At 67.7% G+C, this 15,108-nt stretch carries 9 protein-coding genes; 8 read left to right on the forward strand and 1 reads right to left on the reverse strand.

Annotated features, from left to right (window positions below):
- Nucleotides 1-108 precede the first annotated feature (108 nt).
- The 8 genes from AB0L70_RS27130 to AB0L70_RS27165 all read left to right on the forward strand — a co-directional run bounded on the left by AB0L70_RS27130 (nt 109) and on the right by AB0L70_RS27165 (nt 14,036).
- Nucleotides 109-1,395 carry an ROK family transcriptional regulator gene (locus AB0L70_RS27130; protein ID WP_363688900.1) on the forward strand — a complete coding sequence of 429 codons (1,287 nt, stop codon included), beginning with the start codon at nt 109-111 and terminating at the stop codon, nt 1,393-1,395.
- Nucleotides 1,392-2,894: a sugar ABC transporter ATP-binding protein gene (locus AB0L70_RS27135; RefSeq protein WP_363688902.1), complete on the forward strand. Its 1,503-nt coding sequence runs from the start codon at nt 1,392-1,394 to the stop codon at nt 2,892-2,894. Before AB0L70_RS27130 ends, AB0L70_RS27135 begins: the two co-directional genes overlap by 4 nt.
- The gene (locus AB0L70_RS27140; protein WP_363688904.1) at nt 2,891-3,964 is read left to right on the forward strand and encodes an ABC transporter permease; all 1,074 of its coding nucleotides are present in this window, start codon (nt 2,891-2,893) and stop codon (nt 3,962-3,964) included. Before AB0L70_RS27135 ends, AB0L70_RS27140 begins: the two co-directional genes overlap by 4 nt.
- A gap of 13 nt (nt 3,965-3,977) precedes the next feature.
- Nucleotides 3,978-5,018, forward strand: coding sequence for a substrate-binding domain-containing protein (locus AB0L70_RS27145; RefSeq protein WP_363688906.1), 1,041 nt, complete (start codon nt 3,978-3,980; stop codon nt 5,016-5,018).
- Nucleotides 5,019-5,039: 21 nt separating this feature from the next.
- The gene (locus AB0L70_RS27150; protein ID WP_363688908.1) at nt 5,040-6,203 is read left to right on the forward strand and encodes a Gfo/Idh/MocA family oxidoreductase; all 1,164 of its coding nucleotides are present in this window, start codon (nt 5,040-5,042) and stop codon (nt 6,201-6,203) included.
- The gene (xylA, locus tag AB0L70_RS27155; protein WP_363688910.1) at nt 6,200-7,360 is read left to right on the forward strand and encodes a xylose isomerase; all 1,161 of its coding nucleotides are present in this window, start codon (nt 6,200-6,202) and stop codon (nt 7,358-7,360) included. The genes AB0L70_RS27150 and xylA overlap by 4 nt, the downstream gene beginning before the upstream one ends.
- 114 nt (nt 7,361-7,474) lie before the next feature.
- Entirely contained in the window at nt 7,475-12,835 is a 5,361-nt protein-coding gene (locus AB0L70_RS27160) for a ThuA domain-containing protein (RefSeq protein ID WP_363688912.1), read from the forward strand.
- Nucleotides 12,836-13,034: 199 nt separating this feature from the next.
- Complete coding sequence (locus AB0L70_RS27165; protein WP_363688914.1) at nt 13,035-14,036, forward strand: sugar phosphate isomerase/epimerase family protein; 1,002 nt, start codon at nt 13,035-13,037, stop codon at nt 14,034-14,036.
- Here the strand turns inward: AB0L70_RS27165 and AB0L70_RS27170 are convergent.
- Nucleotides 14,033-15,079 carry an epoxide hydrolase family protein gene (locus AB0L70_RS27170; RefSeq protein ID WP_363688916.1) on the reverse strand — a complete coding sequence of 349 codons (1,047 nt, stop codon included), beginning with the start codon at nt 15,077-15,079 and terminating at the stop codon, nt 14,033-14,035. The two genes, AB0L70_RS27165 and AB0L70_RS27170, sit on opposite strands and share 4 nt — an antisense overlap.
- Nucleotides 15,080-15,108 lie beyond the last annotated feature (29 nt).

Below are 15,108 nucleotides of genomic sequence, written 5' to 3' on the forward strand. Positions count from 1 at the left end.
ATCTTGAACAGACTCTTGCAAGAAAGCGATCGTCGCAAGGCCTTGACGCGATTCGCGCTGAAACTTAGTTTGTTGGCTCAACAGACAAAGTCCGGGAGGGGTGCCCGAATGTCGCTGACCGACGGCCGTCGCCCTGGCAACCGAGGGGTCGCCGCCGACCACGTCTCACTGCGCCGCAACAACCTCTCTGTGGTCCTCCGGCACGTCCGCGACCTAGGACCACGCTCGCGCGCCCGGATCGCCTCAGACACCGGCCTGAACAAGGCCACGGTCAGCAGCCTGGTCGCCGAACTGCTCGAGCGCGGCCTGCTCCGCGAGGGTTCGGCCGACTCGACCCGAGCCCTCGGCCGACCGGGCCAGCTCGTCGAGCTCGACGGTACGAGCGTCTGCGGCGTCGGCGCCGAGATCAACGTCGACTACCTCGCCGTCGCCGCTCTCGACCTGGCCGGCGCCACGGTGCTCGAGCGCCGCGTCCCCCTCGATGTCGCGCACCTCGAGCCGAGTACGACGCTGGACCGGCTGGCGGACCTGGTTCAGGAAGCCGTGGCGGCGGTGGATTCGCGCGGCGGGCAACTCGCCGGTGTCACGCTCGCGGTACCCGGCCTGGTCCAGGGTGCGACCGGTGATCTGAAGCTCGCGCCGAACCTGGGGTGGGGTGAGCTCTCGGTCGCCCAGGAGATGCGCTCGCGGCTCGGCGAACCGACGTACCCGCTGCACGTGGACAACGAAGCGAACCTCGCCGCGTTGGCGGCGTACGCGGAGCTGCGGCGCTCCGAGGACGACGAGACAGGTCCGGTGCACGATCTGGTCCTGCTCACCGGGGCGGTCGGGGTCGGCGGCGGCGTGGTCGCCGGCGGGCACCTGCTCCGCGGCGGGCGCGGATACAGCGGCGAGGTCGGGCACATGCCGGTCGCGCCACCCGGGCGGACCTGCGGCTGCGGGCGGACCGGGTGCTGGGAGACCGTCGTCGGGCTGACCGCACTGTTGCACAAGGCAACGGACAGGGACGATCCGGTCCGGGATCCGTCCCTGGACGTGGAGCAACGGCTGGCCGGGATCACCCGGCGGGCCGAAGCGGGGGACGCGCGGACACTGACCGCGCTGAAGGACGTCGGCACCTGGCTGGGAATTGGGGGAGCGATCCTGGTGAACATCCTGAACCCGGACGTGCTCGTGCTCGGCGGCTACTTCGCCGTCCTCGGGCCGTGGCTGAAAGACCCACTGGAGAAGGCGATCCGGGATCGGGTGATCGCACCGAACGGCGGCGGCTGCCGGGTCGTCCGGTCCGATCTCGGCTTCGCGGCGGCGGTCCGTGGCGGCGCCCAGATCTCGCTCGACCAGGTCTTCGTAGATCCGACCGTGATCGGCCGCACCGAGGCAGGAGTGGCGCAATGACCGACCTCCTGCAGATGACCGGCATCGTCAAGGAATTCCCCGGCGTACGGGCGCTCGACGGCGTCGATCTCGATGTCCGGGCCGGCGAAGTGCACTGCCTGCTCGGGCAGAACGGCGCCGGCAAGTCCACGCTGATCCGCGTCCTCACCGGCGCACATCAACCGGACGCCGGCACGATCCACATCGACGGTGAAGAGGTCCAGCTGAACAGCCCGACCGCGGCGATCGATCGCGGGATCGCGGCGATCTACCAAGAGCTCGACCTGGTCCCCGACCTGACCGTGGCGGACAACATCTTCCTCGGCCACGAGCCGTCCCGCTTCGGGTTCAGCCGCACGCACGAGGCGAACACCCGGGCCCGCGAGATCCTGCGTGGACTCGGGCACGGCGAGATCCCGGTGCATCGGACGGTCGGATCACTCCCGGCCGCCGGTCAGCAGGTGGTCAGCATGGCCCGCGCCCTGTCCCGTGACGCCCACCTGATCGTGATGGACGAACCCTCCGCGGTCCTCGATCCCGAAGAGGTGTCGAACCTCTTCCGCGTCATCCGCGGCCTCACCCAGCGCGGTGTGGCCGTGGTCTACATCTCGCACCGGCTCGAAGAGATCCGCGAGATCGGCGACCGCGTTACCGTGCTGAAGGACGGGGCCACCGTAGCCACCGGTCTGGACGCGCGCGAGACGCCGACGAAGGAACTGATCCGGCTGATGACCGGCCGCTCGATCGAGTACGTCTTCCCGCCCCGCCAGGAGATCCTCAGTACGGCGCCCGTCGTACTCGAGGTGAACGACCTGACCAGGCCAGGGGAGTTCGCCGGCATCGGCTTCACCGTCCGCGCGGGCGAGATCGTCGGTCTGGCCGGACTCGTCGGCTCCGGGCGTTCCGAAGTACTCGAGACCGTGTACGGCGCTCGGCGGGCCGCGAGCGGGTCCGTCACGGTCAACGGCGTGACGCTGCGGCCGGGCCGGGTGCAGGCTGCCGTGAAGGCCGGAGTCGGGTTGGCGCCGGAGGAGCGGAAGAGTCAGGCACTGTTGCTGGACGAGGCCGTCTACAAGAACATCACGGTGTCGTCGATGGCGCGGTTCGCCGGCGGCGGATTCCTGAACAACCGGGCGGAGCGAGACGCTGCCTCGGAGCTCACGAGGGCACTGGATGTCCGCCCGGCCGGAGTCGACCAGCCCGTGCGCAACCTGTCCGGCGGCAACCAGCAGAAGGTCGTGCTGGCCCGCTGGTTGCTGCGGGACTGCCGCGTGCTGCTGCTCGACGAACCGACGCGAGGCGTCGATGTCGGTGCGCGGTCGGAGATCTACGCGCTGGTTCGCACACTGGCCGCCAACGGGGTCGCGATCGTGCTGGTCTCCAGCGAGGTCGAGGAAGTACTCGGTCTGGCCGACCGGGTCGTCGTACTGCGGGAGGGGCGTGCCGTCCACATCGGGCCCGCGCAAGACATCGACGAACACCAGGTCCTGGACCTGGTGATGGAAGGAAGTGCGGTGTGAGTGAGGACGCACCTCTCAAGACACCTGTAGACACGCCTCTGGAGACCCCTCTGGAGTCGACGGCATCGACGCAGGCGACGGTCACCCCGCCGGCCGCGCCGCGCTCCGGCAACCTGCTGAGAACGGGGATGGGCCGCAACCTCGGCCTGGTGGTGGCCCTCGTCGTGCTGTGCATCGTCGGCGTCGCCACCGCGGGCGACACGTTCGCCACCGGTGCCAACGTGCTGACGATCCTGCGGCTGGCCGCGGTGATCGGCGTGGTCAGCATCGGCATGACGTTCGTGATCACCGGCGGCGGTATCGACCTCTCGGTCGGCGCGATGGTCGCGCTCGCCTCGGTCTGGGCGACCACGCTGGCGACCCAGCAACTGGCCGCCGACTTCCACTGGATCTTCATGGTCAGTACGGCGCTCCTGGTCGGCGCCGCCTGTGGTCTGGTCAACGGGCTACTCGTTGCCTACGGCAAGATCGTGCCGTTCATCGCGACGCTGGCGATGCTGGCCGGGGCTCGTGGTCTGGCCGAGATCATCTCCGACCGGCGGACCCAGATCATCACGGTGAACTCGTTCGTGGACTTCTTCGGCGGCTCGCTGATCGGCGTACCGGTGCTGGTCTGGATCTTCCTGCTGGTCGCCGCGGCCGGCTGGGTGGTGCTGAACCGGACCACCTTCGGCCGCCGGACCTTCGCCGTCGGCGGGAACGCGGAGGCCGCGCGGCTGGCCGGGATCAAGGTCCAGCGGCACACGGTGGCGCTGTACGTCCTGGCCGGGCTGTGCTGCGGGATCGCCGCGGTGATGCTGATGGCCCGGACGACGACCGGTAGCTCGACCCACGGTCAGTTGTACGAACTGGACGCGATCGCGGCCGTGGTGATCGGCGGCACGCTGCTGTCCGGTGGCCGGGGCACGATCGTCGGCACGGTGATCGGCGTACTGATCTTCACGACGCTGAACAACGTTTTCACGCTCAACAATCTCAGTATCTCCGCACAGTCAGTGGCGAAGGGCGTGATCATCGTGATCGCCGTTCTTCTCCAGCAGCGTCTGGCCGCACGTAGCACCAGCACCTAAGAGGAGGACAAAGATGTCCGCACGTCCCGCCCGAACACTGGTCATGGCAGGCCTGAGCGTGCTCGCGCTCGCGGCCTGTACCAGCAACACCCCGAAAGCCGAGGACAACGGCGACACCGCGCCGCAGGCCGCGGCCGGCGTCAAGAACGACGAGCCCGGCAAGAAGGTCAAGATCGGCTTCTCCGCGCCGGCCGCCGACCACGGCTGGATGGGCGCGATCACCAAGGCGACCCAGGCCGAGGCGAAGAAGTACTCCGACGTCGAGCTGCTCGTTGCCGAGGGCACCAACGACGTGAACCTGCAGATCAGCCAGGTCGAGACCTTCATCAACCAGAAGGTGGACGCGATCGTGCTGCTGCCGTTCGACGGCGCCGCGCTCACCCCGGTCGCGACCAAGGCGATGGAGGCCGGGATCACGGTCGTGAACGTGGACCGCGAGTTCGACAGCCCGTTCGCCGCCCGGACGACGATCCTCGGTGACAACCACGGGATGGGCGTCTCGGCCGGTACCTACGTCTGCCAGCAACTGAAGGGCAAGAAGGACGCGGTGGTCGCCGAGATCGCCGGAATCGACTCGCTGCCGTTGACTCAGGACCGCAGCAAGGGCTTCAAGGAAGCGCTGGCCGACTGCGGCCTGAAGGTGACCAACCGGGTCGCGGCCGAGTTCACGGTCGAGTCCGGTGAGAAGGCCGCGGCCAACCTGCTCCAGGCGGCGCCGAAGATCGACGCGATCTGGAACCACGACGACGACCAGGGTGTCGGCGTGATGGCCGCGATCAAGAACTCCGGCCGCAAGGAGTTCTTCGTGGTCGGCGGGGCCGGCTCGGCGAACGTGATGCGGGACATCAAGTCCGGCAACTCGTTGCTGAAGGCCACCGTCATCTACCCGTCCACGCAGGGCGCGGACGGCATCCGGCTGGCCCGGCTGCTGGTGCAGAAGAAGGCCCTCGGCGACCTGGTGGAGGTCGAGGTGCCGCGCACCGTCCAGTTGTTCGCGCCGGTGGTGACGAAGGACAACGTGGACCAGTACATGCCGACCGCGTTCGAGAGCTGAATCGAGAGCTAGAGGAGAGTTATGACTGACCTGGGCATCGGCCTGATCGGCTACGCGTTCATGGGCGCGGCCCACTCGCAGGCCTGGCGGAGCGCGCCGCGCTTCTTCGACCTGCCGCTGAACCCCGCCATGAACGTGCTCTGTGGGCGCAACGCCGAGGCCGTCAGCGCGGCCGCGACGAAGCTCGGCTGGACCGAGACCGAGACCGACTGGCGCAAGCTGCTCGGCCGCGACGACATCCAGCTGATCGACGTGTGCACGCCGGGCGACAGCCACGCCGAGATCGCGATCGCAGCCTTGGAGGCCGGCAAGCACGTCCTGTGCGAGAAGCCGCTGGCCAACACCGTCGAGGAGGCCGAGGCGATGACCGCCGCGGCCGAGGCGGCGGCGGCCAAGGGGATCAGGTCGATGGTCGGGTTCACCTATCGCCGGGTGCCGGCGATCGGGCTGGCCCGCCAGCTCGTTGCCGAGGGCAAACTGGGAACGATCCGGCACGTCCGGGCGCAGTACCTGCAGGACTGGATCGCCGACCCGGAGGCGCCGCTGTCCTGGCGTTTGGACAAGGAGAAGGCCGGCTCCGGGGCGCTCGGCGACATCGGCGCGCACATCATCGACATGACGCAGTACATCATCGGCGACACCATCGGTGAGGTGAGCGCCCGGCTCGAGACGTTCGTGAAGGAGCGCCCGGTCGCCGCCGAACACTCCGGTCTGGCCGGTACGGCAGGCACCGAACGCGGACCGGTCACGGTCGACGATGCGGCGGTGTTCCTGGCCACCTTCCGCTCCGGTGCGCTGGGCGTCTTCGAGGCGACCCGGTTCGCCACCGGCCGGAAGAACGCGATCCGGATCGAGATCAACGGCAGCCTGGGCAGCCTCGCGTTCGACTTCGAGGACATGAACCTCCTGCACTTCTACGACGCCACCGAAGACTCGAGGACGGCGGGCTTCCGCCGCATCCTCGCCACCGAACCCGACCACCCGTACGTCGCAGCCTGGTGGCCACCCGGCCATCTGCTCGGCTACGAGCACGGGTTCACCCATCAGGTCGTCGACCTGGTCACCGCGATCGCCGAAGGCGCCGATCCGGTCCCGTCGTTCGCCGACGGGCTGCGTGTCCAGCGGGTGCTGGCCGCGGTCGAGGCCAGTTCGGCATCCCGACAATGGCAGGAGATCCCTGAATGAATGACTACACCCCGACCAAGGACGACAAGTTCTCCTTCGGTCTGTGGACCGTCGGCTGGGAAGGTGTCGACGTCTTCGGTACGGCGGTCCGCCCGGCGATGGACCCGGTGCACGCGGTCGAGAAGCTCGCCGAGCTCGGCGCCGCGGCGGTCACGTTCCACGACGACGACGTCGTACCGAACGACGCGACCCGTAAGCAGACCCTGGACCGGTTCCAGAAGGCGCTCGCCGACACCGGTATGGGCGTCGAGATGATGACCACGAACCTGTTCGCGCACCCCGTCTTCAAGGACGGCGGCCTGACCGCAAACGATCGCCAGGTACGGCGGCTGGCGCTGGCGAAGGTGCTGCGCAACGTCGATCTCGCAGCCGAGCTGGGGGCGACGACGTACGTCCTCTGGGGCGGTCGCGAGGGCGCGGAGTCCGGTGGCTCGAAGGACGTGCGGGCGGCGCTGGATCGGTACAAGGAGTCGATGGACCTGCTCTGCGCGTACGTGCGGGAGCAGGGCTACAACATCCGTTTCGCGATCGAGCCGAAGCCGAACGAGCCGCGCGGTGACATCCTGCTGCCGTCGATCGGGCATGCGATTGCCTTCATCAACGATCTCGCCGATCCCGAGCTGGTCGGGATCAACCCCGAGGTCGGGCACGAGCAGATGGCCTCGCTCAACTACGCGCACGGAATCGCGCAGGCGCTGTGGCACGGGAAGCTGTACCACATCGACCTCAACGGGCAGCACGGTCCGCGGTTCGACCAGGACCTGCGGTTCGGTGCCGGCAACCTGCGGGAGGCCTTCTGGACGGTCGACGTACTGCTGGGGTCCGGAAGCTACCCGGCGTACGACGGGCACGTCCACTTCGACTACAAGCCGCCGCGGACCGAGGACGAGGAAGGCGTCTGGGAGACCGCGCGGGGTTGTATGCGGAACTACCTGATCCTGCGCGACAAGGTGCAGGCGTTCCGGGCCGACCCGGAGGTGGCGGAAGCACTCGCCGTCGCACGGGTCGCGGAGTTGTCCGAGCCCACCCTGGCCGAGGGTGAGAGCCTGGCCGATCTCCGGGCCGAGAAGTACGACCGGGAAGCGCTGGCCGAGCGCGGTCTCGGGTTCGAGAAGCTGGACCAGTTGGCGATGGAGCACCTGCTCGGCGTTCGCTGATCCAGTTGTTGTAACTCCCGCGCAGGGCAGAGCACGGGACTTGTAGTAGCTGGGGTCTTTCCCGCCCCGGAATCGATGGAGCGCGCACCTTGTCCGACCCATGAGGAGCTCCGCATGATCCAGCTACGCAGGCACGGCACAGTGATAGGTGTTCTCGTGCTCGCCCTGATCGCGGCGATGTTGTCGCCGCTACCCGCCCGGGCCCATCCCGGCCACGGTGACGAGACCTTCAACGCGTTGATCTTCAGCAAGACCGCCGCGTTCCGGCACGACTCGATCCCGGCCGGGATCCAGGCCATCACCGACCTCGCCGCGGCCAACGACTTCACGGTCACCGCGACCGAGGACGCGTCGATGTTCAACGACACCGAGCTGGCCAAGTACGAGGTCGTGATCTGGTTGTCCACGACCGGCGACGTCCTGAACGCCGACCAGCAGGCCGCCTTCGAGCGGTACATCCGCGGCGGTGGCGGGTACGCCGGTATCCACGCCGCGTCCGACACCGAGTACGACTGGCCGTGGTACGGCCAGCTCGTCGGCAGCTACTTCGACAGCCACCCCGCCGGTACGCCGAACGCGACGGTGAAGGTGGAAGACCACGCGCACCCGTCCACCGCCGGCGCTCCGACGCTCTGGCCGCGGACGGACGAGTGGTACAACTACCGCACCAACCCGCGCGGCGCCGTTCACGTGCTCGCCTCGCTGGACGAAACGTCGTACACGGGCGGGAACATGGGCCCGGAGCACCCGATCACCTGGTGCCAGGACTACGACGGCGGCCGGGCCTGGTACACGGGCATGGGCCACACGATCGAGTCGTACGCCGATCCCACCTTCAAGAACCTGCTCCTCGGCGGCATCAAGACGGCTGCCGGTGTCGAGCCGGCCGACTGTGGTGCGTCGCTCAGCGAGAGCTACGAGAAGGTGACGCTGGACGACGACACGTCGAACCCGATGGAACTGGCCGTTGCTCAGGACGGCCGGGTCTTCTACATCGACCGGAACGGCGCGGTGAAGGTCGTCAGGACCGACGGCTCCGTGGTGACCGCCGCGACGCTGAACGTCTACACCGGCCAGGAGTTCGGGCTGCTCGGGATCGCCCTGGATCCGGCGTTCGCGACGAATGGCTTCGTCTATCTCTATTACTCGCCGGCGGGCACCGAACCGTTCGACCGCGTCTCCCGGTTCACGCTGACTGGTGACACTCTTGACCTGGCGAGTGAGAAGCAGGTGCTGCGGATCGACACGCAGCGCGAGCAGTGCTGCCATGCCGGTGGGGCGCTCGAGTTCGATGGCAACGGCAACCTCTTCATTGCCACCGGCGACAACAGCAATCCCTTCGATTCCGACGGTTACGCGCCGATCGACGAGCGAGCGGGTCGCGCGGCCTGGGACTCGCAGCGCAGTGCCGCCAACAGCAACGCCCTGAACGGCAAGGTCCTGCGTATCCATCCGTCGGAAGACGGTACGTACACGATCCCGGCCGGCAACATGTTCCCAGCGGGTACGGCGAAGACCCGGCCGGAGATCTACGCGATGGGCTTCCGGAACCCGTTCCGGATCGGCATCGACCCGACCACGAACCACCTCTTCGTCGCGGACTACGGACCGGACGCCGGCGCGGTCTCGCCGACCCGCGGACCGGACGGCCGGGTCGAGTGGAACATCCTCGACAAGCCGGGCTTCTACGGGTGGCCGTACTGCGTCGGCGCGAACACGCCGTACAACGACTACGACTTCGCGACCGGTACGTCGGGTGCCACGTTCAACTGCAACGCGCCGGTGAACGAGTCGCCGAACAACACCGGTATCACTCAGTTGCCGGCGGCAATTCCCGCGGACCTCTGGATGGGGAAGTCCACGACCGGAGTCCCGGAAGTCGGTGGCAGTGGTGCGCCGATGACGAGCGGGGCGTACCAGTTCAACGCTGACAGCACGTCTGATCGCAAATGGCCGGCGTACTTCGACGGCAAGGCGGTCTGGGCGGACTGGAACGACAGCCGGCTGTTCTCGGTGCAGTTGAACGACGACCGGACCGGCGTGGCCGACGTGTCCCGGATGCTGCAGGAGATGAACTTCATCCGGCCGCACGCACTGCAGTTCGGACCGGACGGCGCGCTGTACGTGATCGAGTGGGGGAGCGGGTTCGGCGGCAACAATGCCGACTCCGGGATCTACCGGATCGACTACGTACAAGGGAATCGAGCGCCGATCGCGCAGTTCAGCACCGACAAGACGTCTGGACCGGTGCCGTTGACCGTCGCCTTCGACTCAACCGGATCACGTGATCCGGATGGGCAGCCGGTGACGCTGGCCTGGGACTTCGATGGGAACGGTACGACGGACAGCACCGAGGCGAAACCGTCGTACACCTATGCCACTGCCGGTGTCTTCACGGCCCGGTTGACCGTCAGCGATCCGGACGGACGTACGGCGGTCTCGAACCGGACCATCACCGCCGGGAACACCGCTCCGACCATCACCGTGGAGGCGCCGGCCGACGGTGGGTTCTTCGACTTCGGCGACACGATCCACTACAAGGTGACGGTCACCGATCCCGAGGACGGGACGGTCGACTGCCAGGACGTGGTCACGCAACCGGCCCTCGGGCATGACGAGCACGCGCATCCCTACGAGCAGTACCACGGGTGTGAGGGCACGTTCCCGCTGCCCGGCGACCAGGGGCATGTGGGCGCGAACATCTTCGGCATCGTCACCGTGACCTACACGGACAAGGGCGCACCCGGGACCGGCGCGATCACCACACAGAAGGTGGTCCAGCTGCAGCCCAAGACCCGGGAGGCCGAGTTCTTCAGTGAGACCGGCGGACCCGGATCCACGGGTGGCGTGCAGGTCGAGGACACCGGCGACACGGCCGGCGGTGGGAAGAACATCGGGTTCATCGAGGACGGCGACTGGTGGGGCTGGAAGCCGACGAACCTGACCAACATCAACCAGATCGCCTTGCGCGCTGCCTCCCCTGACGCGGGAGCGACCGTCGAGGTCCGCCAAGGATCACCGACCGATGGCCCCGTCGTCGCGACGATCCAGGTGGCTCCGACGGGCGGCTGGCAGACGTACGGCGACTTCACCGGCGGTGTCAGCGGTGCCTCCTTGACGAGCGGGCCGCTGTACTTCGTCAAGACCACGGGCCAGCTCAACGTCAACTGGGTGCGCTTCATCGGGAAGGGTGTGACGGAGAACGAACGCCCAGCGGTGACGGTCACGCCGTCCGCCACCCAAGGCAAGGCTCCGTTGCAGGTCGACTTCACCGCGGCGGCGACCGATCCCGAGGGCGACCTGCCGTTGACGTATGCGTGGAGCTTCGGCGACGGCGGCACGGCCACCGGAGCCACGGTGAGCCACACCTACACAACCGCTGGCAGCTTCACGGCCACAGCTACCGTGACCGATGCACGTGGTGCTGCCGGGACGGCGAAGACCGTGATCACGGTCGACTCGCCGTCGTTGCCGACCTGTCTATCCGGCCGCTCCGACGGGTTCGATGGAGCCGCTTTGGACTCCGGCCGATGGTCTGAGGTTGTCCGGGGCAACCAGGAGTTGTCGGTTGCCGATGGCAAGCTGTCGATCCCGCTGACGGCGACCGACATCTACGGCACCGGGAACACGGGCACGCCGAACATCGTGCTGCAACCGCTGCCGGCGGGTGCCTGGCAGGCGACCACGAAGGTCACGCTGCCAGCGCGGTTGGCCTACCAACAAGCCGGACTGATCGTGTATGGCGACGACGACAACTACGCGAAGATGGTGCTGCAGGCCCGGTCCACGACGGCCTCGGCCGCTGACCGGATCTTCCAGTTCATCCGTGAGGAAGGCGGCGTACCGAACGAGGTCGCGGCGTCGAACACGGCCAACCTCGGCGCGGCGTACCCGGACACGGTGTGGGTGCGGTTCACCTCGGACGGGTCGTCGCTGACGGCGTCGTACAGCGCTGATGGGGCGACCTTCACCGAGATGCCGGAGACCAAGCAACTGGCCGGGATCACCAATCCCCGGATCGGTCTGTTCGGCCTGGCCAACCGGACCGAGGCGTTGCCGATCACGGCGTCGTTCGACTACTTCACGATCACGCCGGACGACACGGCCGAGCAGCCGGCGCCGGACGACGAGTTCACCGGTACGACGCTGGACGCCTGTCGGTGGACTGACGTCGTACGACCGGATCCTGCCGCTTTCCGGGTCGCCGGGGAGTCGCTCGAGATCGACACCGGCAAGGGCGACATCTACGGCGGGACAGCGACGAACCCGCGCAACTTGATGCTCCAGCCCGTACCGGACGGCGATTGGACGATCGAGACGAAGGTGGACGGGTCGTCGTTCAACGAGGCGTACCAGCAGGCGGGGCTGATGGTCTACGCCGATGACGCGAATTACGTGAAGCTGGACTACCTCACCAGCAACGCCGCTGGGTCGACTGTCACCCGAGGTATCGAGCTTCGTAGTGAGGTCGGGGACGTCGTTCAATCGCCACAGCCGAACGCACCCGAGCCTGGTCAGGGCGTTTGGTACCTCCGGCTGGCGAAGTCCGGGTCCACGTTCACCGGCTCGTACAGCGCGGACGGTTTGGCGTGGACCGCGCTTCCACCGGTGACCAACGCCGCGCTCGGATCGGCGTCCTTCGGTGTCTACGCCTTCGGTGTGGATCAGGCTGCCTCGAAGACGGCGAAGTTCGACTACTTCAAGCTGGTCCGGGACACGGTCGCTCCGGCGGTGACGTTGTCGCTCAACCCGTCGACCCCATCAGGTCTCGCGGGGTGGTGGACCGGGCCGGTGACTGCGACCGCGATGGCGATCGATGACCAAGGTGGTCAGGTCTACGTGGAGCAGAAGGCGGGCGACGTCTGGTCCGAGTACACGGCACCGGTGACGCTGTCCGCCGATGGGACGCACACGGTGACGGTCCGAGCGAGTGACACGGCGGGCAATGTCTCGGAGCCTTCGTCGGTCTCGGTCAAGATCGACCGCACCCCGCCGTCCACCACGGTCACCGGCCTCACGAGTGGCGGCTCACTCGGAGTGGCGTCGACCGCGACAGTCGCCGCGACGGCGGCGGACGCGTTGTCGGGGCCGGCCGGAGTCACGCTGGCGGTGGACGGCAAGCCCGTCGTCGGGAAGCTCGACGGCGTGGTGCTCGGACTCGGTGCGCACAAGCTGACCGCGACCGCCTTGGATGCCGCCGGCAACAGCTCGGTGACCACGGTGCCGTTCACCGTCGTCACGTCGTACGCCGAAGCCGTCAAGCTGGTGGACCGTTACCGGCTGGCCGGAAAGGTGCCGCTGGCAACGGCCACCGTGATGAAGGTGCAGCTCGGTATCGCTGCCCGCGCCAACCGCCGGCTGGTCGCGCTCGTCGCGCTCGAGCTGTTCCTGGCCCAGGCCCGGACAGTTCGCGACGTACCGGCACGCACCTTGCTGACCGCGGTTGGCAATGACCTGAAGGCCAGGCCGGCCTGATGACGTCGCCATGGGAGAACGCATCCGTATACCTGCCGCCGCCCCGGCTGGTTCGGCCCCATCCGGGGCATTCGGCAGCGCGTCTCCCGTGGCGGCTGTCTCCGGTGCCGCCCCGCGCTCCGGGCGGCACCGGAGACCCCTGTGATGTACAGCTCGCCCCGGCTGGACCGGCAAGTCCACCTGACAAGGAGAAGAGGACATGGCTCGACCGATCACGTTGTTCACCGGCCAGTGGGCCGATCTACCGTTCGAGGAGGTGGCGCGGCTGGCGTCCTCGTGGGGGTACGAGGGGCTGGAGATCGCCTGCTGGGGTGACCATCTCGACGTACGACGTGCCGCTGAGGACGAGGCGTACGTCCGCGACCGTATCGACATCCTGGAGAAGCACAACCTGAAGGTCTGGACGATCTCGAACCACCTGCTCGGCCAGGCGGTGTGCGACGATCCGATCGACCGGCGGCACGAGGCGATCCTGCCCGCGCACATCTGGGGCGACGGTGATCCGGAAGGCGTCCGGCAGCGCGCCGCGGAGGAGATGAAGACGACGGCCCAGGCCGCGCGGGCGCTCGGCGTCGACGTGGTCGTCGGCTTCACCGGTTCCTCGATCTGGAAGACGATCGCGATGTTCCCGCCGGTGCCACCGGACATGATCGAGGCCGGCTACAAGGACTTCGCGGACCGGTGGAACCCGATCCTCGACGTGTTCGACGAGGTCGGCGTGCGGTTCGCGCACGAGGTGCATCCGTCGGAGATCGCGTACGACTACTGGTCGACCACCGCGACCCTGGACGCGATCGGTCACCGGCCGGCCTTCGGGCTGAACTGGGACCCCTCGCACTTCGTCTGGCAGGACCTCGACCCGGTCGGGTTCCTGTGGGACTTCAAAGACCGGATCTACCACGTCGACTGCAAGGACGCGAAGCGCCAGGTCGGCAACGGCCGCAACGGGCGGATGGGTTCGCACCTCGCCTGGGGCGACCCGCGTCGCGGCTGGGACTTCGTGTCCACCGGACATGGCGACGTCCCCTGGGAGGCGTGCTTCCGGATGCTGAACACGATCGGGTACGACGGCCCGATCTCGGTGGAGTGGGAGGACGCCGGCATGGATCGCCTGGTCGGCGCCGCCGAGGCGGTCGAGTTCGTCCGCAAGCTCGCGTTCGACCCGCCGACCGCCTCGTTCGACGCGGCCTTCTCCTCCTAGAGCTTGCCGAAGAAGGCGTGGAGGTCCTCGATCACCAGGTCGGGGGCCTCCAGCGCGGCGAAGTGACCGCCGCGGTCGAACTCGTTGTAATGAACGACGTTGAGCTCTCGCTCGACGAGTTTGCGCACAGTCGAGTCGCCAGGGAACACCGCGAGCTCGGTCGGGACCGGGCAGTAGTCGACCTCGGCGCCCCACGAGTCCTGGGCCTCGCGATAGATCCGTCCGGAGGATCCGGCGGTCCGTGTCAACCAGGTCAGGGTGACGGAGTCGAGGATCTGATCGTTGCTGATGGCACCGACCTTGTTACCGTAATCGTCGTACCACTCCAGGTTCCAGGCGAGTTGGCCGACGGGGGAGTCGTTGAGTGCGTAGGCAAGCGTCTGTGGCCGCGTGCTCTGGATCGCGGCGTAGCCGGAGCGCTCGCTCTGCCACTTGTCGAGCCCACTCAGTCGCTGCTGCTCCGCCTCGGTCAGGTCCTCGCCCTTCGGGAACGCGAGGTAGCCGTCGAGGTGCAGGCCGATCACCCGGTCCGGAACGAGTCGCGCGAGGACCGGCGCGATCCGCCCACCCCAGTCGTAGCCGTGCACGCCGTACCGCTCGTAACCGAGCTGTTCCATCAACGTCACCCAGGCCTTGGCGATCCGCTCGGTACCCCAGCCGGTCGCGGTGGTCGGCCCGGAGAGACCGAAGCCGGGCATCGTCGGGATGACGAGATCGAACGTGTCCTGGAGCGGTTCGATCAGGTCGAGGAAGTCGGTGCCCGATCCGGGCCAGCCGTGCATGAGGAGCAGCGGAATCCCACCTGACGTCGTGTGGACGAAGTGGACCTGCTGGCCGTCGATCTCGGTCACGTGCTGTGGGTAGGCGTTGAGCTTGTTCTCGAAGCGTCGCCAGTCGTACGACGTACGCCAATACTCGACCACGTCCTGCAGCCGGCCGCGTTCAACGCCGTACGACCACTCCACACCGGGTAGCTGATCCGGCCACCTGGTCGCATCCAGGCGCCGCTGCAAGTCGTCCAGTTCTGCCTGTGAAAACTCCATGCCTCAGACACTAGGGGGAGTAGCGGACA

The sequence above is a fragment of the Kribbella sp. NPDC051952 genome (genome assembly GCF_040680855.1).
In the GTDB taxonomy this organism is placed as follows: domain Bacteria; phylum Actinomycetota; class Actinomycetes; order Propionibacteriales; family Kribbellaceae; genus Kribbella.